This window comes from Sporosarcina sp. P7 (genome assembly GCF_002743425.1).
Taxonomy (GTDB): domain Bacteria; phylum Bacillota; class Bacilli; order Bacillales_A; family Planococcaceae; genus Sporosarcina.
In genome coordinates this window covers 1-21,768 of sequence record NZ_PDZF01000022.1, presented here as the reverse complement: position 1 = coordinate 21,768, position 21,768 = coordinate 1, and the positions used below count along the sequence as shown (strand labels likewise).

20 protein-coding genes and 1 riboswitch are annotated in these 21,768 nt (G+C 45.4%); of the genes, 3 read left to right on the top strand and 17 right to left on the bottom strand.

Annotation, left to right across the window (positions count from 1 at the left end; genetic code table 11):
- Positions 1 to 116: 116 nt before the first annotated feature.
- Positions 117 to 2,378: a (Fe-S)-binding protein gene (locus CSV60_RS14980; protein WP_099637534.1), complete on the bottom strand. Its 2,262-nt coding sequence runs from the start codon at positions 2,376 to 2,378 to the stop codon at positions 117 to 119.
- A 401-nt stretch (positions 2,379 to 2,779) separates the two neighbouring features.
- Between CSV60_RS14980 and CSV60_RS14975 the strand changes: the two genes are divergently transcribed.
- Positions 2,780 to 3,979 carry an iron-containing alcohol dehydrogenase gene (locus CSV60_RS14975; protein WP_099637533.1) on the top strand — a complete coding sequence of 400 codons (1,200 nt, stop codon included), beginning with the start codon at positions 2,780 to 2,782 and terminating at the stop codon, positions 3,977 to 3,979.
- Positions 3,980 to 4,285: 306 nt separating this feature from the next.
- Here the strand turns inward: CSV60_RS14975 and CSV60_RS14970 are convergent, their stop codons facing one another.
- From CSV60_RS14970 to CSV60_RS14910, 13 genes are all read right to left on the bottom strand, one after another.
- Positions 4,286 to 4,867 carry a cob(I)yrinic acid a,c-diamide adenosyltransferase gene (locus tag CSV60_RS14970; RefSeq protein WP_099637532.1) on the bottom strand — a complete coding sequence of 194 codons (582 nt, stop codon included), beginning with the start codon at positions 4,865 to 4,867 and terminating at the stop codon, positions 4,286 to 4,288.
- A 1-nt stretch (position 4,868) separates the two neighbouring features.
- Entirely contained in the window at positions 4,869 to 5,252 is a 384-nt protein-coding gene (locus CSV60_RS14965; RefSeq protein WP_099637531.1) for a bifunctional adenosylcobinamide kinase/adenosylcobinamide-phosphate guanylyltransferase, read from the bottom strand.
- Positions 5,204 to 5,797 carry a histidine phosphatase family protein gene (locus tag CSV60_RS14960; RefSeq protein WP_099637530.1) on the bottom strand — a complete coding sequence of 198 codons (594 nt, stop codon included), beginning with the start codon at positions 5,795 to 5,797 and terminating at the stop codon, positions 5,204 to 5,206. Before CSV60_RS14960 ends, CSV60_RS14965 begins: the two co-directional genes overlap by 49 nt.
- Positions 5,758 to 6,522, bottom strand: coding sequence for an adenosylcobinamide-GDP ribazoletransferase (gene cobS / locus CSV60_RS14955; protein WP_099637529.1), 765 nt, complete (start codon positions 6,520 to 6,522; stop codon positions 5,758 to 5,760). The genes CSV60_RS14960 and cobS overlap by 40 nt, the downstream gene beginning before the upstream one ends.
- A gap of 12 nt (positions 6,523 to 6,534) precedes the next feature.
- Positions 6,535 to 7,353 carry a cobyric acid synthase gene (locus tag CSV60_RS14950; protein WP_099637528.1) on the bottom strand — a complete coding sequence of 273 codons (819 nt, stop codon included), beginning with the start codon at positions 7,351 to 7,353 and terminating at the stop codon, positions 6,535 to 6,537.
- Positions 7,350 to 7,922, bottom strand: coding sequence for a bifunctional adenosylcobinamide kinase/adenosylcobinamide-phosphate guanylyltransferase (locus CSV60_RS14945; RefSeq protein WP_099637527.1), 573 nt, complete (start codon positions 7,920 to 7,922; stop codon positions 7,350 to 7,352). The genes CSV60_RS14950 and CSV60_RS14945 overlap by 4 nt, the downstream gene beginning before the upstream one ends.
- The gene (gene cobD / locus CSV60_RS14940) at positions 7,904 to 8,977 is read right to left on the bottom strand and encodes a threonine-phosphate decarboxylase CobD (protein ID WP_099637526.1); all 1,074 of its coding nucleotides are present in this window, start codon (positions 8,975 to 8,977) and stop codon (positions 7,904 to 7,906) included. The genes CSV60_RS14945 and cobD overlap by 19 nt, the downstream gene beginning before the upstream one ends.
- Entirely contained in the window at positions 8,964 to 9,917 is a 954-nt protein-coding gene (gene cbiB / locus CSV60_RS14935; protein ID WP_099637541.1) for an adenosylcobinamide-phosphate synthase CbiB, read from the bottom strand. The genes cobD and cbiB overlap by 14 nt, the downstream gene beginning before the upstream one ends.
- On the bottom strand, positions 9,917 to 11,389 hold the full coding sequence (locus CSV60_RS14930) for an adenosylcobinamide amidohydrolase (protein WP_099637525.1): 1,473 nt from the start codon (positions 11,387 to 11,389) through the stop codon (positions 9,917 to 9,919). Before CSV60_RS14930 ends, cbiB begins: the two co-directional genes overlap by 1 nt.
- Positions 11,390 to 11,391: 2 nt before the next feature.
- Positions 11,392 to 12,384: a FecCD family ABC transporter permease gene (locus CSV60_RS14925; protein WP_099637524.1), complete on the bottom strand. Its 993-nt coding sequence runs from the start codon at positions 12,382 to 12,384 to the stop codon at positions 11,392 to 11,394.
- A complete protein-coding gene (locus tag CSV60_RS14920) occupies positions 12,377 to 13,363 on the bottom strand; it encodes an ABC transporter substrate-binding protein (protein ID WP_099637523.1) in 987 nt (328 codons plus the stop codon). Before CSV60_RS14920 ends, CSV60_RS14925 begins: the two co-directional genes overlap by 8 nt.
- A gap of 139 nt (positions 13,364 to 13,502) precedes the next feature.
- Positions 13,503 to 13,630: riboswitch (cobalamin riboswitch) on the bottom strand.
- Between the two features lie 335 nt (positions 13,631 to 13,965).
- A complete protein-coding gene (gene argS / locus CSV60_RS14915; protein WP_099631216.1) occupies positions 13,966 to 15,633 on the bottom strand; it encodes an arginine--tRNA ligase in 1,668 nt (555 codons plus the stop codon).
- Positions 15,630 to 16,046 (bottom strand): YwiB family protein, encoded by a 417-nt coding sequence (locus tag CSV60_RS14910; protein WP_099631215.1) that lies wholly within the window; start codon positions 16,044 to 16,046, stop codon positions 15,630 to 15,632. The genes argS and CSV60_RS14910 overlap by 4 nt, the downstream gene beginning before the upstream one ends.
- A 158-nt stretch (positions 16,047 to 16,204) precedes the next feature.
- Here CSV60_RS14910 and CSV60_RS14905 point away from each other — a divergent pair, with 158 nt between their 5' ends.
- Positions 16,205 to 18,259, top strand: coding sequence for a transglycosylase domain-containing protein (locus tag CSV60_RS14905; RefSeq protein ID WP_099637522.1), 2,055 nt, complete (start codon positions 16,205 to 16,207; stop codon positions 18,257 to 18,259).
- A 522-nt stretch (positions 18,260 to 18,781) separates the two neighbouring features.
- On the opposite strand, the gene CSV60_RS14900 is transcribed toward CSV60_RS14905, so the two are convergent.
- Positions 18,782 to 19,300: a YwhD family protein gene (locus CSV60_RS14900; RefSeq protein ID WP_099637521.1), complete on the bottom strand. Its 519-nt coding sequence runs from the start codon at positions 19,298 to 19,300 to the stop codon at positions 18,782 to 18,784.
- Positions 19,301 to 19,367: 67 nt separating this feature from the next.
- Here CSV60_RS14900 and CSV60_RS14895 point away from each other — a divergent pair, with 67 nt between their 5' ends.
- Positions 19,368 to 19,553: a 2-hydroxymuconate tautomerase gene (locus CSV60_RS14895; protein WP_099631212.1), complete on the top strand. Its 186-nt coding sequence runs from the start codon at positions 19,368 to 19,370 to the stop codon at positions 19,551 to 19,553.
- A 48-nt stretch (positions 19,554 to 19,601) separates the two neighbouring features.
- Here the strand turns inward: CSV60_RS14895 and CSV60_RS14890 are convergent, their stop codons facing one another.
- Positions 19,602 to 20,108 (bottom strand): YwgA family protein, encoded by a 507-nt coding sequence (locus CSV60_RS14890; RefSeq protein WP_085132664.1) that lies wholly within the window; start codon positions 20,106 to 20,108, stop codon positions 19,602 to 19,604.
- A 17-nt stretch (positions 20,109 to 20,125) separates the two neighbouring features.
- The gene (locus tag CSV60_RS14885) at positions 20,126 to 21,415 is read right to left on the bottom strand and encodes an HD domain-containing protein (RefSeq protein WP_099637520.1); all 1,290 of its coding nucleotides are present in this window, start codon (positions 21,413 to 21,415) and stop codon (positions 20,126 to 20,128) included.
- Positions 21,416 to 21,768: the final 353 nt, after the last annotated feature.

Here is a 21,768-nt window from a genome sequence, read left to right as displayed (position 1 = left end):
CTCGATACCTGACTACTAAATAAGAGGGTGCATAGCCCCTCTTATTATAGTTCATTCAATTGTTAGCGCTTTAGATAACTTAATTGTACGGTATTGACACGATATTCACAATACTTTTAATACTGTTTTCCGTCGTCGTTTTTCGGTGTTTCATCCCCTGTTTCAACCGTTACAGCCAACTCAGGCTCCGAAATCCGTTCTTCCGACTCTACTACTTCTTCCACAACTACTATTTCTTCTACCTCTTCTTCTTCGAGCTCCGCCACCGTTTGGAATTCTCCAAAGATTGATCGCTCCAATAGTTCAGCAATGTCGTATGTGCCGACTTGTTCTTCGACTTCAACCGCTTTCGTTCCGTCAGACAACATCGTCAAGCAATACGGACAGCCAGATGAAATGATTCCTGGGCTAACTTCAAGCGCTTGTTCAGTACGCGCTACGTTGACGCGCTGGCCTGTATCTTCTTCCATCCACATCATACCGCCACCTGCTCCACAGCACATGCCTTCTTCACGGTTACGTTCCATTTCGACCAACTGAACGCCCGGAATCGCTTTAAGAATTTCTCTTGGCTGATCATAGACGTCGTTATAGCGGCCTAGATAACAAGAGTCGTGGAATGTAATGACTTCATCGATTGCATATTTCGGTACTAGTTTGCCTGCCATGACCAGTTCATAAAGCAACTCGGTATGGTGTTTAACGATGACTTGCAGACCGAAATCGGGATATTCATTTTTAAAGATATTGTATGCGTGCGGATCGATCGTGACAATTTTTGAAACGTTGGCTTTTTCGAATTCCGCGATATTCGCCGTTGCGAGCTCTTGGAATAAGAATTCATTTCCGAGACGACGTGGTGTGTCTCCGGAGTTCTTCTCTTTGTTACCAAGAATTGCGAAGCTTACTCCTGCTTCATTCAATAAATGTGCGAAAGATAGAGCGATTTTCTGTGAGCGGTTATCAAACGCACCCATCGAACCAACCCATAATAAGTATTCGAAGTCTTCCCCAGCTTTCTTCGCTTCCTTCACTGTCGGGATGTGTAAGTCTGGACGTGCATCTCTCCAGTTTTCTTTCTCTTTGCGGTTAAGACCCCACGGATTGCCTTGACGTTCGATATTAGTCATCGCGCGCTGAGCATCGGGATCCATCTTCCCTTCCGTCATCACCAGATAACGGCGAAGATCGATAATTTTATCTACGTGTTCATTCATTACTGGACACTGGTCTTCACAGTTACGGCACGTCGTACATGCCCAAATTTCTTCTTCTGTGATGACGTCTCCGATTAATGAAGGACTATATAATTCATCGATTGTCATACCTTCCGCCGTAGCAGCGAATGCCAATTGATTTCCTTGTGTGTTTTTAAACATTAGTTGAGGTACCCACGGTTGTTGCTTCGTCATGACAGCACCTGTGTTTGTTAAGTGGTCACGTAGCTTCGTGATCAAGTCCATCGGCGACAACATCTTACCAGTACCCGTCGCTGGGCACATATTCGTACAGCGTCCACATTCTACACAGGCATAGAAATCTATCATTTGCGCTTGTGTGAAGTCGGTGATCTTACCTACACCAAGTGGCGGCATTTCATCCTCGTCTTCGATTTCTTCAAGTGCTTCAAAATCGATTGGCTTCAAACGTCCCGCGTGATCTAAGCGGTGGAAATAGACGTTTGCCGGACCTGCAATCAAGTGCGCGTGCTTCGATTGTGGAACATACACTAGGAACGTCAGCAATGTTAGTAAGTGTACCCACCAGCCGATAAAGAATATGGTGACAGCTACGCCTGTCGGAACACCGCTGAATACTGTTGCGATGATCGACGCCATGGGCTCTGTCCAGGTAGTGCCTTCATTATGCCAAATCATGTTCGCGCCGTTAGCGACCAGTGTGGAAATCATAAGTAGTCCAATAAATATAAGAACTAGACCAGACTTCCAGCCGCGCTTTAGACGAACTAGCTTCTCCATGTAACGACGGTAGAATGCCCATACGACCGCTACTAAGATGACAAATACGACAATTTCTTGAAAGAATGTAAACGCCGGATACAACGGGCCAAGTGGCAGATGTGATCCCGGTTTTAAGCCTTTCCAGATCAGGTCAATTGCCCCAAATTGAACGAGTAGGAAACCATAAAAGAACATCACATGGATGGCCCCACTCTTTTTATCTTTCAGTAGTTTCTTTTGTCCAAATACGTAAACCCAAATTTTCTTCAAACGCGCTTTAACATCATTATCGAATTCTTCTTTTCTCCCCAGTCGGATGAATTCGTAGCGAGTTTTTAGTAAGTATAGGAATAAACCAAAGCCGTATATAACGACCGCTGCAAATAATATCCAGTTCGCGATAAGTAATATATTCATCCCTTATTCCCCTTCCATTTCTTCTACTTGTGATTCCCTTTGAGAAACCGCTTTCAATTAGATTCTATGTATAGTGTAATAATGAATGATCATTCAGTCAACTGTTTTTAAAAGTTTATTTTTTATTTTCTTACTATGTATGAGAGGTCTTTTTGTCAAGTCATTATGTATTTATTATAATTATTCTCGCATCAAAGCTCGCTCTGGTAGTCTTTATCGCTACTCTACTTAAATTGATTACTAAACCTAATTAGAGAAATTTAGCGCTTTCCATCTCTAGTATAACATTACTACTAAAATAGTTGGAACATTCTATTTTATCGTATTTTAATATAGCAAATTCACCTACTTCATGCTAACGTTTTCATAATGCGCTGCTAGCATGAGAAAGGGGTTTTGTTATGTATCGATTATATGCAAGGTTGATTCAAAAAGGACTCAAAGTCGGAATGAATTTTTTACCTTGGCGCGAGCCGGAGTTGCTAGTTGGACCTGGTAGTTTGGAAAGCCTTGCGGGGAAAGTAAAAAGTCTTGGTATTCGTAGCGTGCTCATTATTACAGATCGCAATGTCGCCAAGCTGGGCTTATTAGATGTCATGCTAGTCGGTCTTAATTCACTCGGTATCAAATACTTGGTGTATGACCAAACTGTCGCAAATCCTACGATCATCAACATCGAAGAAGCGCGAGCATTGTACATAGCCAATGAATGCGAAGCACTCATCGCGTTCGGCGGTGGTTCTCCAATGGATTGCGCAAAAGCGTTAGGTGCACGAATTGCAAGACCCGAGAAACAGATTCCCGAATTGAAAGGCTTATTCCACGTGCGCAAGCGAATCCCTACATTGTTCACAGTACCTACGACCGCGGGAACCGGAAGTGAAGCAACGCTCGCTGCGGTAGTGACGAATAGTGAGACATATGAGAAGTATGCGATCAATGATACGTCACTGATTCCCCATTATGCTGTGCTCGATCCACTGTTGACAATGAAGTTGCCGCCAGCGATTACGGCAACTACCGGTATGGATGCCTTAACGCACGCAGTCGAAGCGTATATTGGCAACAGTAATACGAATGATACGCGGAGAGACAGCCGTACAGTAGTGCAACTCGTGTTTTCAAATTTATATGAAGCCTACCGCAATGGGGATAATCTAACCGCCCGAACGAATATGCAACAGGCTTCTTATTTGGCCGGCAAAGCATTTACTCGAGCGTACGTCGGCAATGTTCATGCCATCGCACACACGCTCGGTGGATTTTACAACATGCCACACGGATTAGCGAATGCGATTATTTTGCCGCACATACTCGAGTATTATGGCAAAAACGTATATAATCCCCTTTCCGAGTTAGCTGATTTAATTGGCATCACAAATCATTCGGATTCGAAGCGAATAAAAGCGGAGAAGTTCATCGAGGCAATTCGAGCGTTGAATCATGCGATGAATATTCCGGAACATGTAGATGGAATTATGGTAGAAGATATTCCACTAATGGTACAACGCGCCTCAGTGGAAGCGAATCCGTTGTATCCTGTGCCGAAAATTTTAAGTAAGCGAGAGTTTACGAAATTGTATGATGTGATTCGGGTTTGATTTGATGGGGGGTGGGGCGGATGTGAGACTTGGTTGAGCGCTCTGGCATTGTGATAGAGCGGATACGGAACTTGATAGAGCGCTTCGGGACAGCGATTGAGCGGATGCAATAGCTTGATAGAGCGCTCGGGCCCCGTGATAGAGCGGATGCAAAGCTTGATAGAGCGCTCGGACCCCGTGATAGAGCGGATGCAAAGCTTGATAGAGCGCTCAAGCTACGCGATTGAGCGGAGACAAGGATACATTGAGCGCCACACAAAAAAACAGGGACCTCTGGCATTACCAGAGGTCCCTATTTACATATGATCACTTATCCTTTTTATCATTCGTGCGGAATACTTTTGCGCTACGGACGTATTCATTGTCTGGAATGCCGAGTCGAGCGTTGACGATGCGTGCTGCTACGAATAGATAATCCGATAGACGGTTCAAATAGCGCCCCACGACAGGTGATACATCGTCCGCCGCGTTCATCAGTGTAACGGTTACACGTTCTGCACGGCGTGTTACGGTACGTGCGATATGCAATGTCGCCGCTGCCGGTGAACCGCCTGGTAGGATGAAACGTTCTAGTTCAGGCGCTTCTTCCATTAGCTTATCGATTCGGTTTTCAAGAACTGTGATAGGTTCTTCGTCAAGCTTGTAATGACGCTCTTTCATGACGTTTGCCAAGTCGCCGCCACCGTCAAATAATTCATTTTGAATGGTCTCGAGATCAGTCAAGATATCCACAAACTTCTCTCCATCCAGTTCTGTCATAGCTTTCCCGATAAATGAATTTAGTTCATCAATCGTGCCGTATGCTTCAACGCGCAAGTCGTCTTTTGCGACGCGTCCGCCAATTAAACTTGTCGTACCTTTGTCGCCAGTCTTCGTATAGATTTTCATTTCACTTCACTCCTTTGATTGTCTGAGCAATACCATACCAAATTCTTGTAACCGTTGTGGCTTCTGCGAATAATTGCTGATACAAACGGCCACATCGATCGCGCAGTTCCCGTTGCTGTGCATCAAGCGGCACAATGCCCCGCCCGATTTCCGTTAAAATGAAGACAGTGTTCGGTCCGCTGATTTCGCGCACTGCGTTGCTGGCCTCTATTTCTGTTATATCTGTAGTCATCAGCCACTCGTGCAAACCCGAGATAACGAGTGTTTGATCGGGGTTAGCGGTTGCTGTTGTATCCATTGTACAGAAACATGCCGCCGAATCGCCAATCCAACGTCTCACATAGTCTGTTTTACCGTTATAGGCACCTCCGATAACGACGTGCATGGCTTCCCCTCCTTGAATTCATTCTCGCTAGCCCATTCGAGTTGCCAAATGGATCCGTTTGTTACATCCCATTCCCAAAATGAACGTTGCTCTTGTGTGAATGTATCGAGCACTACGCGAATCACGCCGCCATGCGTCACGACGACTGCTTCATTTGGCAACTCAGCTAATGCATCCAACACGCGTGATTTTACTTGTTGCAATGTTTCCCCATTGCGCGGTGGTGTGTTCCACGCATCGTCTAGCCAGTTGCGATAGTCAGGATCATGTTTCAACTGATCATACGACTGCCCTTCAAAATCCCCGAAATGACATTCCCGCCAGCGCACATCAGCCGTAAAGTCTATTTGTGGAAAATAAATGGCCGCAGTTTGACGGGTTCTGATCAAATCACTACCCATTACATGTTGGACGGCTACTGGAAATTCAATGGCCTCGCCTTCTTGCGACACCAATTCGCTATCCGTCCATCCACAATAGAGTCGCTGTTCATTCGCAGTCGTCGTTAAATGCCGGACGAGAAATATACGATAAGGACGAGCCATAATAGTACCTCCATTCCTTCAATGAATGCACCGCATAGATCCCCTGTGACGCCTCCGAAATGTTTGATCGTCCAGCGATGATAAAGCCAGATTGCCAAACATATGACGAGTAGCATGACGGGGGTTAATAAGATGGAGCGGAATTGAATACTTAACAAAACAATCGTCACTACACTGATCGCACTCGATGTAACAAGCATCCGTCCGCGTAGAAATTGTTGTTTGAAAAAGTACGCAATGCCGCTTGTTTTCGCGGTTTTTGTTAGTGTGTAATACCCTACTAATGTAGCACGGGAGAGAATCGGCACCGCGACAAGCAACGCCCAACCGTTTACGAGCTGCAATATTTCAATGAATAAGCCAATTTTCAAGCAGAGTAAAACGAGTAACGACAATGTGCCGAATGCGCCGAGCCGTGGATCATCCATGATAGTCAGTCGTTTTTCACGATCCCGATAGGAAAAGAATGCATCACCGAGATCCGCAAATCCGTCTACGTGTAAGCCGCCAGTCGCAACCAATCCCGCGAGCAAAATGAGTACAGCAGTCAGGAAACTATTGAAATCACTTGTAACATACGCAACGCCTGCTAGCAGTACGCCGATACCGCCCCCAATGAACGGCAGCGCGATGTACATGCCGGATACTTCTTTTTTCCCTAACGGCAGTTCTTTATGAACAGGAAGTGACGTAAAAAATTGGAGCGCTAGTAAAATGCTATTCATCTTCTCGCTCCTTTACGCCAAAATAGATTGAATCAACGGCCAGTCGAGATGTTGCTTTACGTGATCAGCCCATTGTTCGTAGACATCGACACCTTCCGTTGCAGGAAGCGTGGCACGATCCATGTCTTCTTCTAGTATTCCATGGTTTTCTAAGACGGGAATGACACCCGCCACCGGGATCCCAGTGTATTGTTCAATAAATTTTACGCCGTCTTCGAAATTAGACACGTTACCGTAAAATTTATTGATGATAATGCCTTTGACACGCTGACGTCTTTCTTCTGAAAGTAGTTGAAGTGTGCCAACAACCGATGCAAAAGCACCGCCTTTGGAAATGTCCGCAACTAGTACGACAGGTACATCTGCCAGTTCCGCAACGCGCATATTCGTCAATTCACGATCCATCAAATTTACTTCTGCGGTACTGCCCGCCCCTTCGATGATCACCATGTCGTAGTGATCGGACAAATAATCTAACGCTCCTCGAATTGTTTCAAGACCTTTTTCGAACCACTCTTCACGAAAAGATTGCCCGCCTATCGCCTCAAACGGTACACCCATAAGTAGAACGTCAGCCCGCATAGCGTCGCGCGGCTTCATCAAAATTGGATTCATTTCAATAATCGGTTGTGTGCGGGCTGCTTGTGCCTGCTGGAATTGGGACCGACTGATTTCACGTCCGTCCGCTAACGTTTCAGAGAAGCCCGACATGTTTTGTGATTTGAAAGGTGCTACATGGACGCCTTCATTCGAAAGCAGTCGACATAGCGCAGTGCAAATCATCGTTTTACCGACATCTGAAGCAGTACCGACGATCATTAATCCGTTCATGAATTCACACCTTTCCAGACGATTGGCGACCCGTGATCCATTTCAATCGCACAGTCTGCTTGCTGTACGATTTGTTGATGCAGTATGCCGATGGTTTGGCGGTAGATTTCCGTCTCTTCTTCGTATTGTGGCCACTCATCGAGGACTTCATTTGAAACAATGACTAGCTGTGAGACGATTTCTGTCATTTGCTTTATCGTGTGAAGTAGTTGATTCTGCTTTTGTTCTAAACACCCCGCGCGATGAACGCAAGGTGTCCCTTCTTCGTATCCTTCATACATTTCATTAGCGAGCCATGTAGTGAGGCAGTCCCATAACACGAGATCACCCGGTTTTAAAAACGGCAACACTTCATGGAGATGTTTCGGTTGCTCGAGTGTGTGCCAATTCGCATGACGACGATCTTCTTTATGTTGATCAATCCGATGCTTCATCTCTTCATCGGCTGCTACACCGGATGCAATGTAGACGAGGCGACCTGTTGTTTGATGGGTAAGCAGACGTTCCGCATACGCACTTTTTCCGCTGCGCGCTCCGCCACTGATGAAGGTTACTGTCGCTTGAACCATTGATCCATCGCCTCCCGCAGTGTATCCATCATCGTTTCGGATTTCATTCCGATCCGCAACCAACGCCCGTTCATCCCGCGGAAGTTTTCCGAATGCCGCAGGACAATCCCTTGATTCAATAACTCTTTATAAAGCTTTTTCGCATCTTGCACGGGCTTCATGACGAGATAATTAGCGGAAGAGTCGAGGACTTCACAACTATGTGAGCGCAAGAACTGCGTCATCTTTACGCGTTCTGATTGCGCGTGCAAAATCGCCTGTTCACGATACGCTTCTTCCTGTAAACAGAACAACCCGATTTCAGCAGCAAGTCCGTTGACATGCCAATGCGAAGCTCGTTGTTTCAACGTTTCAATTCGATTGGGATGTGCAATGATATACCCTAGACGGATGCCAGGAATCGCATACATTTTCGTCATCGAGCGTACGATTAACAAATTCGGATAGTTGGCGACTTGTGGAATAAAGGACTTGGATTCATCGATGAAATCAATGAATGCTTCGTCTAGCACAACATCTGTCGAACTACTTTTAGCCACTTCTATAATCGTTAGTAGCTCGCTTTTTGAAGGTAACAAGCCTGTCGGATTATTTGGCGTGCAGATGTATATCGCATCCGCAGTAGGTAATGCCTTTAAGATTTGACGCATAGGCAATTCAAAACCTTCTGCTTCACTAGCTTGAAGCGAAACGACCTCTGCACCGTTCGCTTCAAGCGTAGCGCGATATTCGGAAAAGGTTGGATCAATCAAGATGACTCGTTTGCCTCGGTAATTCCCTGCCAATAAAGAGAGGATTTCTGCCGCACCATTGCCAACGAGTACTTGTTGTTCGTCTACTTGATGAAAAACCGAAACCGCCGAACGAAATGGCTGACCGTCTGGATCAGGATAGCTGTTGAGTGTTGATATCAACGTAGGCCACGCTTCTATTACAGACGGCGGAGGACCTGCTGGATTGCAGTTCTCACTGAAATCCAACACTTCATTAGGCATAGGAATATTCATTGATGTGTATAGTCGTTTACTGTTTGCGCCGTGTTCAGGCAATCGCATAGAAAATTCCTCCTATTACTGTGCCGAGTGACCAGAATGTCCAAGACACGACTTGCATTTGGTAAGTAGCGGAGCGAATATGTTCTTTATTCGCAATGACTGCCGGACCGAGTATCGCCCGCTCCGACACCACTCCGCGATATGTACTACGTCCGCCTAACTGAATATTGAGTTGCCAAGCCGTTGCTGCTTCAAGATAACCGCTATTTGGGCTCAAATGTTTTTTGGCATCGCCTAGCCAGCCGCTAATTCGCTTTGCAAATGAATGTCCGCCTTCATTGGGAGTGAAAACTAGAATGAGCAACCCCGTAATTCTTGAAGGAATCCAGTTAAAGAGATCATCCATACGAGCCGAAACTTTTCCAAATTCACGATAACGTTCATCGTTGTACCCCACCATGGAATCGAGTGTATTGATCGCTTTATACAGCCATAGGCCAGGTGCACCGAGCAAGAATGCCCAAAATAATGGAGCCGTGATTCCGTCAGACGTGTTTTCTGAAACCGTTTCAATCGTAGCGCGGGCTATCTCACTTTCATCGAGCTCCTTCGTATCTCTACCGACAATCCAACTGAGTTTTTCACGGGCTTCGTTCATATCTTCTGACTTCAATGGCTCATAAACTAGCAATGCCGCGTCACGCAAACTCTTTTGAGCAAGTCCCGCCGCAATGAGCAACGCCTCGATTGCGATCCCCGCCAACAGATGGAGGCGATACGCAATACTGACGAGCCAGATGACGAGTAGAAACGTCGTCATACATATAAACAACCAGACGATCGCCCCTTTTATTGTACGCATGCTTCCTTTATTCAATAGCTTCGTTAAGTTACTAATCATCGTACCTAGCCACTTGACTGGATGCGGCCAGTTAGGCGGGTCCCCAATGAGCCGGTCGAGCACCATGCCAATGGCGATCGCAATAAAATGTGCAGGAATCATCGGTGCTCACCAACTGCTAATCGATACGAATGAATAGCTCGCACCGTACAATCATAGACCCCTTTACCGATCAACTTGCCGAGTTGAGTAATGGGCCCTGCGTACGGCAAGTATTCTCCTTGTTGTGTAGATGCGATCAACACGCTATCTGTCGAAGTACCTGTAGCGACTGTGCCGGATTCTGGATCTTTCACTTGCTCGTCTTGCAGCGCTTTCACTTTCGCTTCTGTTGCGGTAATCAACGCTTGGACGAAAGCTTCTTCACTTAATTCACCATTAATGAATACCCATGTATTGATCGTACCTATGTAAGGAATATCTTCACGTTGCCAAGACTTTGAAACATCCACCGCGTTTCCAATACCTGCTGTCACCGCCACGACAATCGAGCCGAATTCTCCTTCGTACTCTTCTACTTCGACGTGCTCAGGACTAACGGCTGTCATCATGGCGACTGTATCTGTCAGATGATAGCCAAGCGTACGCAAATAGTCCGTGTTCTCCTGTTGAACATCATCAATCATATAATCCGCACGTACGCCTCGATTAACGAATGTCTTGTACCAGCCAAGTCCCGCATTATGGACAGCGGAAGAAATCGTCTTCAGCGATTGGCTTGATTGTAACAATACGTGATCTTCCTTAATCGTTATATCTGCCTTCTTTACAGAAAATAGCTCTACCTTTTCTTGCAAGTTCGGCAACAACGTCATTTGAGGCTTCGGCATTTCAGGATGGGGCTGTGTTTTGACGCGCGCATTGTATACGTGATGAATCTCTTGCTCGAGCACGACGTCTTGCGGCACACCGATTGATGCTACTTCTCCATTCTTTAATAGCAACAGACGATCGCAATACAGAGCAGCGAGATTGATATCATGGAATACCGAAATAACCGTAATCCCCTTCTGTCTCGCTTGATTACGGATCGTATCGAGCAATTGTTGCTGATGCGCGATGTCGAGGTGATTTGTCGGTTCATCCAATAATAAAATAGGTGCTTGCTGGGCGAGTGCTTGTGCAACAAATACGCGTTGTTGCTCACCGCCTGATAATAATTCAATGGCGGTATTTTCGTATCGCGTGACACCTGTATGATTCATCGCTTCTTGTACCGCCTGCTCGTCAAACTCCGACCAACTTGAAAAAATTCCGGTCTGATACGGATAACGACCTAGAGCGACAGTGTCTTTGACGCTATGGGAAAAGGCATGGGCATGAAGCTGCGGCAAGACGGCTACTTGCTGTGCGAATTGTTTCTGCGTATAGGCACCAGAAGGCTTTCCGGCAATCATGACCTTACCGCTTTGTTTCGGCAAAATCCCCGATATAATTTTCAGTAATGTAGATTTCCCGCTACCATTCGGTCCTAAAATTCCGAGAACTTCTCCTTTTTCCACGTGGAACGACACATTTCGCACAATCGGTTCTCTTCCGTAGCCTCCCGACAAATTGTCCACTTGCAACATCTTCACATCGCTCCTTTTCTACGTTGTTTGTAAAAGATATAGGCAAACACCGGAGCGCCAATGAATGCGGTAATGACACCGACCGGTAATTCAGCCGGTGAAATAATCGTTCGTGCTACGAGATCGCAAATGATCAGTAATGAGGCACCGTTACATAATGATAATGGCAATACGTGACGGTGATCGGAGCCCCATAACATCCGTGTCATATGCGGTACAACTAGGCCTACAAAGCCGATAGTTCCAGACACGGCAACAGCGGAACCAGTTAATACCGATCCCCCTAGCAAAATCATCAATTTACGTTGTTTGACATTGACTCCAAGATGATGCGCGCGTTCTTCACCGAATAATAAAGCATTCAATTCACGGCGATTAAGCCACAGCATACATGTACCGATGAAGAAAAATGGCAGGACCATCAGAATATAATTCCAGCCGCGCATCGATACGCTACCAAGGAGCCAACCGACGATCTGACGAAGTTCTTCTTGCGTTAACGCGATCATCAGCGACAGCACGGAACCGAGAAAAGAACCAAAAATAATTCCTGTTAAAATGATCGTCTCCATTTTCATCGATCGGTCTACCATTCGAGCAAAGCCAATCACTAAAAACATCGTGATTGCTGCACCCATCATACTAAATACAGGTAAGGTGAACGCGCCAAGAACCGGTAGCGATATACCAAAAAAGAGTGTAATCACGGCGCCGACAGAGGCACCGGATGACACTCCGAGGGTGTAAGGATCAGCTAATGGATTTTTCAAAAGCCCTTGGAACGCGGCTCCTGATATAGCCAGTGAGGCACCGACAATTCCTGCCAGCAACACACGCGGCATACGGATCTTCCACAAAATATTACTTGCGGTCGCGTCCGCTTGATTCCATAGCGTCTCTATTGGTATTTTCACTGTACCGATCGATACGCCGAGCCAAATTGCCACAAGGAGTGTGGCAATCGACACGACATAGGCGAGCGCAGTTTTATTCACCGAATACCTCAGGATAGACTGCTTTCGCAAACAATTCTAATCCGTCAGCTAAACGCGGACCTGTACGGCTTGTAATATCTTCATCCAGTTGAATGACTCGATCTTCTTTGATCGCAGTAACCGCATCAAACCCGTCACGCGTCTTAATATTTTCTACAACGTTTGGAACATAGCTATACATTGCCAAAATTACATCCGGATTTTCATCTACAATCGTTTCAGGACTAATCATAATCCAACCTTCTTCTGTCACGATGTTTTCAGCATTGATCATATCCAAAAACTGTTGTGGGAAAGTTCCTTTTCCTGGCGTATAAATTTCAGGCGCATCGGAGTTTTCAATGAACACGCGCTTCTTGTCCGTGATGTCCGCTGCTTTCTTTTCGATATCAGCGACTTTCGTTTTCATATCTTCAACGATTTGATTCGCTTCCGCATTTTTGTCCATAACTTTACCAATCTGTTCAATCGTTTCATATGTCTCTTCAAATGTTCCTGCATTCTGTATAACAATCACAGGGATGCCTGCGTCGCGAATCTGATTCAATCCTTCTTCATTCGAACCCATCATCATTTCATTTGCGAACACTGCTTCCGGTTGCAATGAAATCACTTTTTCTATGTTGACCGTAAAGTCTCCTACTGTATCAAGCTCCGTTACTTCTTCAGGATAATCATCGTTTTCTGTTACTGCAATGACTTTATCCCCTGCACCAATTCCGTATAAAATTTCCGTGTTGCTTGGAAGTAATGAAATGACAGTTTCCGGCGCTTTTTCAAATGTAACTTCTTCGCCAATCGCATCTGTCAGGGTGTATGGATAACTCGTTGTATCCGTTGATGCTTGTTCTGTTTTCGTTTCTTTGCCAGCTTGATTTTCATCTGCTGGTGTTTCTTCTTTTGCACTATCGCTTCCACATGCTGCGAGTAGTAGTACCGCGAGCATAGCTGTCAGCAGTAGTTGTAAAAACTTCTTCATGTGTGTTCCTCCTTTAATATGTGTGTGGCATTACGCAAGTCGCAGACATGAAAAAACCTTCGATCATTCGAAGGATTAGGTGGGATGAAATCAGGACGCGACTTCTTCCAGTACACCTATCCTCGTAGGTTGCTGCGGAACTTCATTTTCTAAAAAGGCAGGGTGACCTGGCTTGTGCATAGCACGTACAGTGGCGGGACCGCATCGGATTTGAACCGATTTCACTTTTCATCTCTAGTATTGAGAACCTTTTAGAAGATATGTAATTATGCTTTATTATAGCGGTAATAGTGAGGGTTGTACAGGGCGGTGCTGATCTTTCAAAAGTCATCCCACTTCCTACCTGTTCTTGTGGTGGTAGGTTGAACCGCGCTAAAACTGGAATAGACCGCGCATTTCGTGTTTAACACCGCGCAATTACTCTATGTAACCGCGCCAATCGTTGAGTGATCCGCGCTATTATGATGTGTAACCGCGCCAAACTGCTTGAAGATCGCGCTATTGGGATATTTCGTTGGATTTGATGAAACTTTGAAAGGCAGTACTTCCAAAGACATAAAAAAGCCAAGCAGTAAATAATCTGCTTGGCCGTTTTCGAGATATTACATTCTTTCCGGTGCTTCAACGCCAACTAATTTCAATGCGTTCGCAATCGTCGTTTTAGTTGCTGTGATCAAAGCCAAACGTGCCTCGGACAGGTCTTTATTTTCCGGGTCGAGCACTTTATTCGCATTGTAGAAACTATGGAATGTAGCTGCTAGTTCTTGAATATATGTCGTCACGCGGTGCGGTGCGCGCATGCGAGCTGAGTCGCTGATAAGTTTCGGGAAATCTCCGAGCTTCTTCAGTAGCTCCAATTCTTTCTCATCTTGCAATAGCGTGACGTTTTTCGTTGACGCTTCCACGTTCTGTTCTTTTGCCTGACGTAGGATTGAACAGATACGTGCGTGCGCGTATTGTGCGTAGTAGACAGGGTTTTCATTGGATTTGGATACTGCCAAATCTAAATCGAAGTCCATTTGTGCATCGCCTGAGCGCATCGCAAAGAAATACCGTACAGCGTCTAATCCGACTTCTTCTACGAGTTCACGCAATGTGACCGCTTTTCCTGTGCGCTTGCTCATTTTGAATTTTTCTCCGTCTTTATAGAGCTGAACCATTTGCGCCACTTCTACTTCGAGCGTATCGCGGTCATAACCTAGCGCCTGGATTGCTGCTTTCATACGTGGAATATATCCGTGGTGGTCTGCTCCCCAAATATTGATTAGTTTATCAAATCCACGACTTAGCTTGTCTTGGTGATAGGCAATGTCCGGTGTTAAGTACGTGAATGATCCGTCTTGTTTGATTAATACACGGTCTTTATCGTCACCAAATGTAGTGGAGCGGAACCAAGTCGCGCCGTCTTCTTCATAGACATGGCCATTTTCACGAAGTTTTTGGAGTGCGATTTCGATCTTGCCGTTGTTATATAGGGATGTTTCCGAGAACCAGTTATCGAAATGCACGCGGAAGTCCGTTAAGTCTTTCTTTAGTTTATCTAATTCGATATTCAAGCCGTGTTCACGGAAAAATGCAAGTCGCTCTTCTTCTGGAACATGGACATACTTGTCTCCATATTGTTCAACGAGACCTTTTGCGATGGCGATGATATCTGCACCACGGTAGCCGTCTTCTGGCATTTCTTTTTCTAATCCAAGTGCTTCGAAATAACGAACGTCAATCGATAACGCTAAGTTATTTATTTGATTACCCGCATCATTGATGTAGTATTCCCGCGCTACGTCATAGCCTGCTTTGTCAAGAATATTACATAATGAATCACCAAGTGATGCCCCGCGTGCGTGTCCTAAGTGCAAGTCGCCTGTTGGGTTCGCTGAAACGAATTCAACTTGGATCTTCTGTTGCTGTCCGCTGTCGGAACGTCCGTAGTCTGCTCCTTGGTCCAGGACAGATTTCACGATATCTCCGAGACTGTCTGTTTTCAAGCGGATATTGAGGAAACCGGGTCCAGCAATTTCAATGGAGTCGATTGCCGTGTTTGTCGTATCAAGATGCTCCAAGATACTTTCCGCGATTGCACGTGGTGGCTTTTTCGCTAGTTTTGTCAACTGCATTGCGATATTCGCTGCATAATCGCCGTTCTCTTTACTTCTTGGTGATTCCAGTTTAATTTCCGGAATATCCGCACCTTCAACTAGTTGTGCTTTCTCAATCGCTTCGTGCAACGCTTCTTTAATTTCATGTTGAATCTGCTCTACTGCATTCATTGTGTTACCTCCGAGTAGGTTATTGTCAAATGGTATTTCCCTAATAAACTTTCATCTGAATGTAAGTCGTACGCTACGGTAAAACGTCCAGGTACCCACTCCAGTTGATTGGTATAAACGGCTAAATCCATAACGGCAGGACCATTACCGTACGTGCCAAAACGGACATCGTCTTGTCTGAACGGTAAGCGCATCTGCACGCCGCCTTTACGCATGATGAAGGCATCTTCGGCATGTAGCTTCACGGTCGTTCGGACTGCTGGCATTCCTTCTGTCCGTTCTTCAAACAATAAGTAGGCCTGCCCTTTTTTCTCAATGATCTCTCCAGTCGCCTGCATCGTATGCGTTTCCGCTTGCTGGTCTGGATGTTGAATAACGGAACGGAGCTGAACTTTCAATTTTGGCGCTTCCATTCGTTCACCGCCTTAAGTAAATAGATTCACTCATTATACACTTCTTCTGGTACCAGTTTCAATGTTACACGTCTAAACTTTTCCTACAGTCCGTTTAATCCGTCCATTACCGTCCCATACTGTCAAAAGATACTGAATGGAACGGGATGTGATGAGTAATGAAACGTACCGACTATATAAAATCCACCAATCGTAAAAAAATGAAAATGGTTGTGTTTTCCCTGTCGATCACGTCGATAGCCGCGATCGTGACGGTCTTAATCGCCCTTCGAATATATGCTCAAGTACTTGGTGCCCCATCATTAAGCGTACCGAAGGCTTCATTGTTCCTCGATCATAGCGGGCATCAGATCGGGGATCACTTTTCGCAACATAGACGTTACTGGATGAAGCTGTCCGATATATCCCCTTTTCTTACAGATGCTTTCGTGGCAACTGAAGATAAACAATTTTATTCGCATAATGGATTTGATTATAAACGGATTGCGGGTGCAGTTCTGAAGGACGTCAAAACGATGAGTAAGGCACAAGGCGCGAGTACGATTACCATGCAATATGCGCGGAATCTGTATTTGACGCACGAAAAGTCTTGGACACGGAAACTGCATGAGGCATTGTTTGCTTATCGACTCGAAGTTTTCTATGACAAGGATACGATTTTGGAAGGTTATTTAAATACCGTCTACTTCGGTCATGGAATGTACGGGGTCGAAGCGGCGAGCCGATTTTATTTCTCAAAAGCGGCGAAAGAGCTGACATTGGAAGAAGCGGCTACGATTGCGGCGATCGCAAAAGGCCCTTCTATTTATTCACCTCTTGATAATCCCGAGAATTCACGCAACCGCCAACTGCTCGTGCTCGAGCAAATGGAGCAGTACGATTATATTTCAGCCGAGCAAAAGGAACGCGCGGTAGATGAGAGGATCGTACTGAAGACGGAGAGTTGGAAAGATATGAAGCAAGTGGCACCGTACTTTTTGGATGCTGCGTGGCAAGAGGCAGAAGACATCCTCGCATCAAAAGGACGTGTACCTGCAGAAGGCGGCTGGCAAATTCGAACGACGTTGAATCAACAGCACCAGCAAGCAGCAGAACAAGCAATTAAACAAGCTATGCCCGCAAATGACCTGCAAGTCGGATTTATTTCCATGGCTGCAGACACGGGATTCGTGACGTCGATGATAGGCGGAGTGGATTTTGGCGACAGCTCCTTCAACCGAGTAACTCAAGCGAAACGTCAGCCGGGATCTGCGATGAAGCCCATCCTCTATGCAGCAGCGCTAGAAAAAGGTATGAATCCGTTAACATTCATGACAGCTGAAAAGACAGTGTTTACGTATGATGACGGTCGTTCGACATATGAGCCAAGCAATATTAACGGGGAGTTTGCGGTGAAGCCGATTTCATTGGCACAGGCGATTGCCATTTCAGATAATATTTATGCAGTCAAAACGCTTGAGCAAGTCGGTTACAAGCCGTACACAAAAATGGCGCAGCGACTAGGCATCGATGTCTCGTTTCCCGAATCCCCAGCAGTCGCGCTTGGAACATCCGATGTGACATTATTCGAGATGACGACAGCGTATAATCGTATTGCGTCAAAAGGTAAACAAGTCGAACCCCAAATGATTCTATCGATTACGGATGCGAACGGAAAACTGGTCTATGAGCACCCTTCTAAGAAGCCAAAGCAAGCCATGTCGGAACAAGACGCATTTGTGCTAACGCATTTGATGACAGGGATGTTCGACCCTGTTTTCAATGATTATTTAACTTCTACAGGCTTATCAATGCGACCGAAACAAACACGACCTTATGCAGCGAAGTCCGGAACAACGATATCGGATCAGTATTTGATTGGATTCTCGCCCACATTAACTGCAGGCATCTGGACAGGCTTTGACCGTGGCAAGCAACTAGAGAATTTGGAGGATAAAACCGTTTCAAAAAAAGTCTGGATCGATTTTATGGAAGCGGCGCATGAAGGAACAGCCCCACAACCCTTCCTTCCCCCTTCAGGCGTACAAGGCGTCATTGTGGATATCGAAACTGGCGGGATTGCGGTCAATGATTGCGCGAAGCAACGATTGATCTATGTGAAGGATAAAGATGTACCGAAGAAGTTATGCACGGATCGCTCGTTGAGAGAACAACATTCGGGAGAAGAGGAAAATTCTAAAATGGAGTTATTCCCGTTTTCGTTTTTTGAGTGATAGAGCGGGAAACTGTAGAGATTGAGCGGCTGACGTGCGTGATAGAGCGCTTGGACGTTTGCATAGAGCGGATCGCGATGATGTTTGAGCGGATCTGTCTCCAGATAGAGCGGTAAGCTGCGGTGATTGAGCGGATAGCGGGAGTGATAGAGCGGATGTACGCTTAGCTACAGAATATGTGCGTTCGCACGGCAGCATAGAGCGCGTAGCCACATACTATGAGTGCTGGAAGTAGACTTCACTTCTTAAATCCACATAAAAACAGCCTCGTTCTCCGTATCCGCGGAGAGCGAGGCTGTTTCGACCGTTATGTAGTAATCGAGTGAATCTGCACTGCTTGGGTTTGTGGTTTCATCAAACGATCCTCTACATAGCGGGTGTCCTAGATTACAGCGCAAAGCTGTATGTTTAGTTTACTTCCTTTGTTGCAGACATTCAACCTCAAAGAGTACGTAATGCAAATTGTCACATTTTTGACGCATTTGACGAAAATTGTACTTTTTACGTATGCCGTTGGACGTCTTACTCTGTGCGCAAACCTTCGTGTAATTCAGGTGTACTACGTTCCCAAAGTTCTGCGTTATGTGATTTCAGAAAGTCCTTAAGAATTTTTTTCGAACGATCGTCCATTTCGTCTACGATAATATGTCTCTTCATGGATTTGTCCATACGGTTGACGTGGTCTGCCAGTAACTTGTAGCCACGTCTCTTCTCACGGTTGACGATCATTTCGCAAGCTGTGATACCTGCGTAATACGGACCTTCCTCACGGTAATCAATTGTCACCCAAACTAGCCAGTATGGTTTGCCGCCTTCAGAATCTTTGCGGTCTGTGGTGAATTTGATTCCTCGTTCCGTATCACTACGGGCATGCATAGCCCCCATTTCCACTTGTGCTGTGCCCGCTTCTACATCGATGATCACAGGCGAAATGTTTTCCAACGACAACGAACCTATGCCGAACCCTTTATGTCCATCTGTTGGGTCATTTTTTATTATCGTAAAGCCTAACTTTGGTTTTGAATTTTGCTCATTTGCCATATAAATCGACCTCCGTCTCTGTTATTATATGTACTATACCTGAATTTTCTGCTAAGGAGGAAACTAAATGCCATATGTCACAGTAAAAATGCTTGAAGGACGCACTGACGACCAAAAACGGGCACTTTGTGAAAAAGTTACGCAAGCTGTTGTGGAAACGACTGGTGCTACTACTGACAGCGTAACAGTTTTCATTGAAGAAATGCCAAAAAACCATCTTTTTAAAAATGGAAAACGTATGAGTGATCAGTAAAATCAGCAAAAGGATTCTCATCGTGAGAATCCTTTTTACTTGATCCATTTAGCTGACTGAACTCACTTGCATCTCTTCGATGAAGGCAAAAGCTTGATCCATTTCTTGATCAGTGAAGTTCAATTTGTTTTTCACGATACGCACTTTAGCAATTTGGTCCTCTTTGTCGAGCTGATCGAAAAATAGCAATGTTGAGACCAATTCCAAAAAGCGTGACGACTTCTCATTCAATCGCTCGATACATTTTGGCAACTGTTCTTTTGGTGCTTCTGCTGTCGTAAGGAATTTCGATCCTTCATCCGTCACTTGATAGCAATATTGCTTATACGAACCCTTGTCCTCAAAACGTTCAGCCAAAAAGCCCATTTCACATAATTCTTCCACTCGCAATGTCAGTTCTTCCGAATAAGGACCATACATATGGAGCTCATATTTCTCAGCAAACGGGAAATTCATTTTCTTTAATATATAAACCATCTTCTGCATTTTCTTACGGCCATTTACTTCATTCGCCAACGATATAAACTGAACGATTTTTGCATGCTCTTGAAGCAAGTCCCGCAACCCCTCTCTTAACCTCTTAACAATTCCAAAATCTTCTCATGCAACGGGTTTCCATCTACTAACAAGTCTTCAGGATAATAAATTTTATGATCTGTTCTGCGTTTTCCTGATATCGCTTCAACCACATCGGACAGCCGCGACAGTTCACGCAAATCGCCATTTTCTAGTTGTAAATAAATCGGCACACGCTCATTCTCTTCACCTGGACGATAAAAGTCGTAAGGTAAATCCGATGAAGAATCCGTCACTAAATAATATTCGGGATCGAGCCCTGCTTCTTTAAACAATGTAATCAGTTCACCGAATTTCATATATTGCACGGCGGGATCGAACTCGGCATATTGAAATAGCCGTCTGTTAACGAAGCGATCGCATAAATCCGCTAAAATCGTGTCATCTTCTTCCATCCACAGTTGAAAATATGTTAATAACACGCCCTCATCAAGAGCTATGTACTCTTTCAATTTGAACTCTTGAGCGAAGAACGAAATGAAATGCATGGGTTCTTGCTTAAATGCATACCCTGTTTCAAATAAAAATTTCGCTCTGTGTAAAATTTTAATAAGAATTACTTCCGCACTTCGCGACACGGGGTGGAAATACACTTGCCAGTACATCTGATAGCGGCTCATGATATAGTCTTCCACCGCGTGCATGCCGCTATGCTTGATGACTACTTGGTCTTCAGTCGGACGCATGACACGCAAAATCCGTTCCATGTCGAAATGACCGTAGGAAACGCCTGTGTAATATGCATCGCGTTGAAGATAATCCATACGGTCTGCATCAATTTGGCTGGAGATCAAGCTGACGACCAGTTTGTCTGGGTACGTTTTGTCGATCACATCTGCCACTTTTTGTGGGAAATCTGGCGACACACGACGCAGCACTTCATGGACTTCTGTCTGTTCCAATAAAATTTGCTGGGTGAATTGTTCGTGATCCAGATTGAATACTTTTTCAAATGCGTGGGAAAATGGACCATGTCCCAGATCATGCAATAATGCTGCACACAGGGCGACGAGTCGCTGTTCTTCATTCCATTCTTTACGCCCCCTGAAGCCGTCGTCGAGAATTCGTCGGACGATTTCATAGACACCAAGCGAGTGCTGGAAGCGGCTGTGTTCTGCACCGTGGAACACTAGGTAAGTAGTGCCAAGCTGGCGAATTCTGCGCAAGCGCTGGAATTCGCGTGTGTTGACTAGGTCCCATATTACGCGATCCCGGACATGTATGTAGCTGTGTACAGGGTCTTTAAACACTTTCTCTTCGGGCAGTTTTTCGTTTTGGTACGCCATGTCGTCACCTCATCCTTCATTCGTTCCAGTATAACAAAAATCGACGTGACGTGACATAGTACTCTTTGACGGATTTTAAACAGGATTGTGTGTGGAATTTCAAATTTAAGATAGTGACTTAGTATCTACGAGGGGATTGCTGCTCCAGCTGGGGACGCTTTCCGGAGGGCGTGGCTTGAGCCTCCTCGTCCGCTTCGCTCCCTGCGGGGTCTCAAGGCGCACGCTGATCCTCCCGGAGCATTCCTGTTTGGTTAGTGGAGCCCTATTGAAATAGAAAAGTCCCCTTGGTATGATTCGGGGGTGTCAAGGCATCGACTACTTGACCCCTAATAATAACCAAGGAGGACTCACAT

Bases quoted from the DNA above. Each gene is read 5' to 3' on its own strand.
- CSV60_RS14980 (WP_099637534.1), bottom strand. From the start codon at position 2,378: ATGAATATATTACTTATCGCGAACTGGATATTATTTGCAGCGGTCGTT.
- CSV60_RS14975 (WP_099637533.1), top strand. From the start codon at position 2,780: ATGTATCGATTATATGCAAGGTTGATTCAAAAAGGACTCAAAGTCGGA.
- CSV60_RS14970 (WP_099637532.1), bottom strand. From the start codon at position 4,867: ATGAAAATCTATACGAAGACTGGCGACAAAGGTACGACAAGTTTAATT.
- CSV60_RS14965 (WP_099637531.1), bottom strand. From the start codon at position 5,252: ATGCACGTCGTTATCGGAGGTGCCTATAACGGTAAAACAGACTATGTG.
- CSV60_RS14960 (WP_099637530.1), bottom strand. From the start codon at position 5,797: ATGGCTCGTCCTTATCGTATATTTCTCGTCCGGCATTTAACGACGACT.
- cobS (WP_099637529.1), bottom strand. From the start codon at position 6,522: ATGAATAGCATTTTACTAGCGCTCCAATTTTTTACGTCACTTCCTGTT.
- CSV60_RS14950 (WP_099637528.1), bottom strand. From the start codon at position 7,353: ATGAACGGATTAATGATCGTCGGTACTGCTTCAGATGTCGGTAAAACG.
- CSV60_RS14945 (WP_099637527.1), bottom strand. From the start codon at position 7,922: ATGGTTCAAGCGACAGTAACCTTCATCAGTGGCGGAGCGCGCAGCGGA.
- cobD (WP_099637526.1), bottom strand. From the start codon at position 8,977: ATGCGATTGCCTGAACACGGCGCAAACAGTAAACGACTATACACATCA.
- CSV60_RS14930 (WP_099637525.1), bottom strand. From the start codon at position 11,389: ATGTTGCAAGTGGACAATTTGTCGGGAGGCTACGGAAGAGAACCGATT.
- CSV60_RS14920 (WP_099637523.1), bottom strand. From the start codon at position 13,363: ATGAAGAAGTTTTTACAACTACTGCTGACAGCTATGCTCGCGGTACTA.
- argS (WP_099631216.1), bottom strand. From the start codon at position 15,633: ATGAATGCAGTAGAGCAGATTCAACATGAAATTAAAGAAGCGTTGCAC.
- CSV60_RS14910 (WP_099631215.1), bottom strand. From the start codon at position 16,046: ATGGAAGCGCCAAAATTGAAAGTTCAGCTCCGTTCCGTTATTCAACAT.
- CSV60_RS14905 (WP_099637522.1), top strand. From the start codon at position 16,205: ATGAAACGTACCGACTATATAAAATCCACCAATCGTAAAAAAATGAAA.
- CSV60_RS14900 (WP_099637521.1), bottom strand. From the start codon at position 19,300: ATGGCAAATGAGCAAAATTCAAAACCAAAGTTAGGCTTTACGATAATA.
- CSV60_RS14895 (WP_099631212.1), top strand. From the start codon at position 19,368: ATGCCATATGTCACAGTAAAAATGCTTGAAGGACGCACTGACGACCAA.
- CSV60_RS14885 (WP_099637520.1), bottom strand. From the start codon at position 21,415: ATGGCGTACCAAAACGAAAAACTGCCCGAAGAGAAAGTGTTTAAAGAC.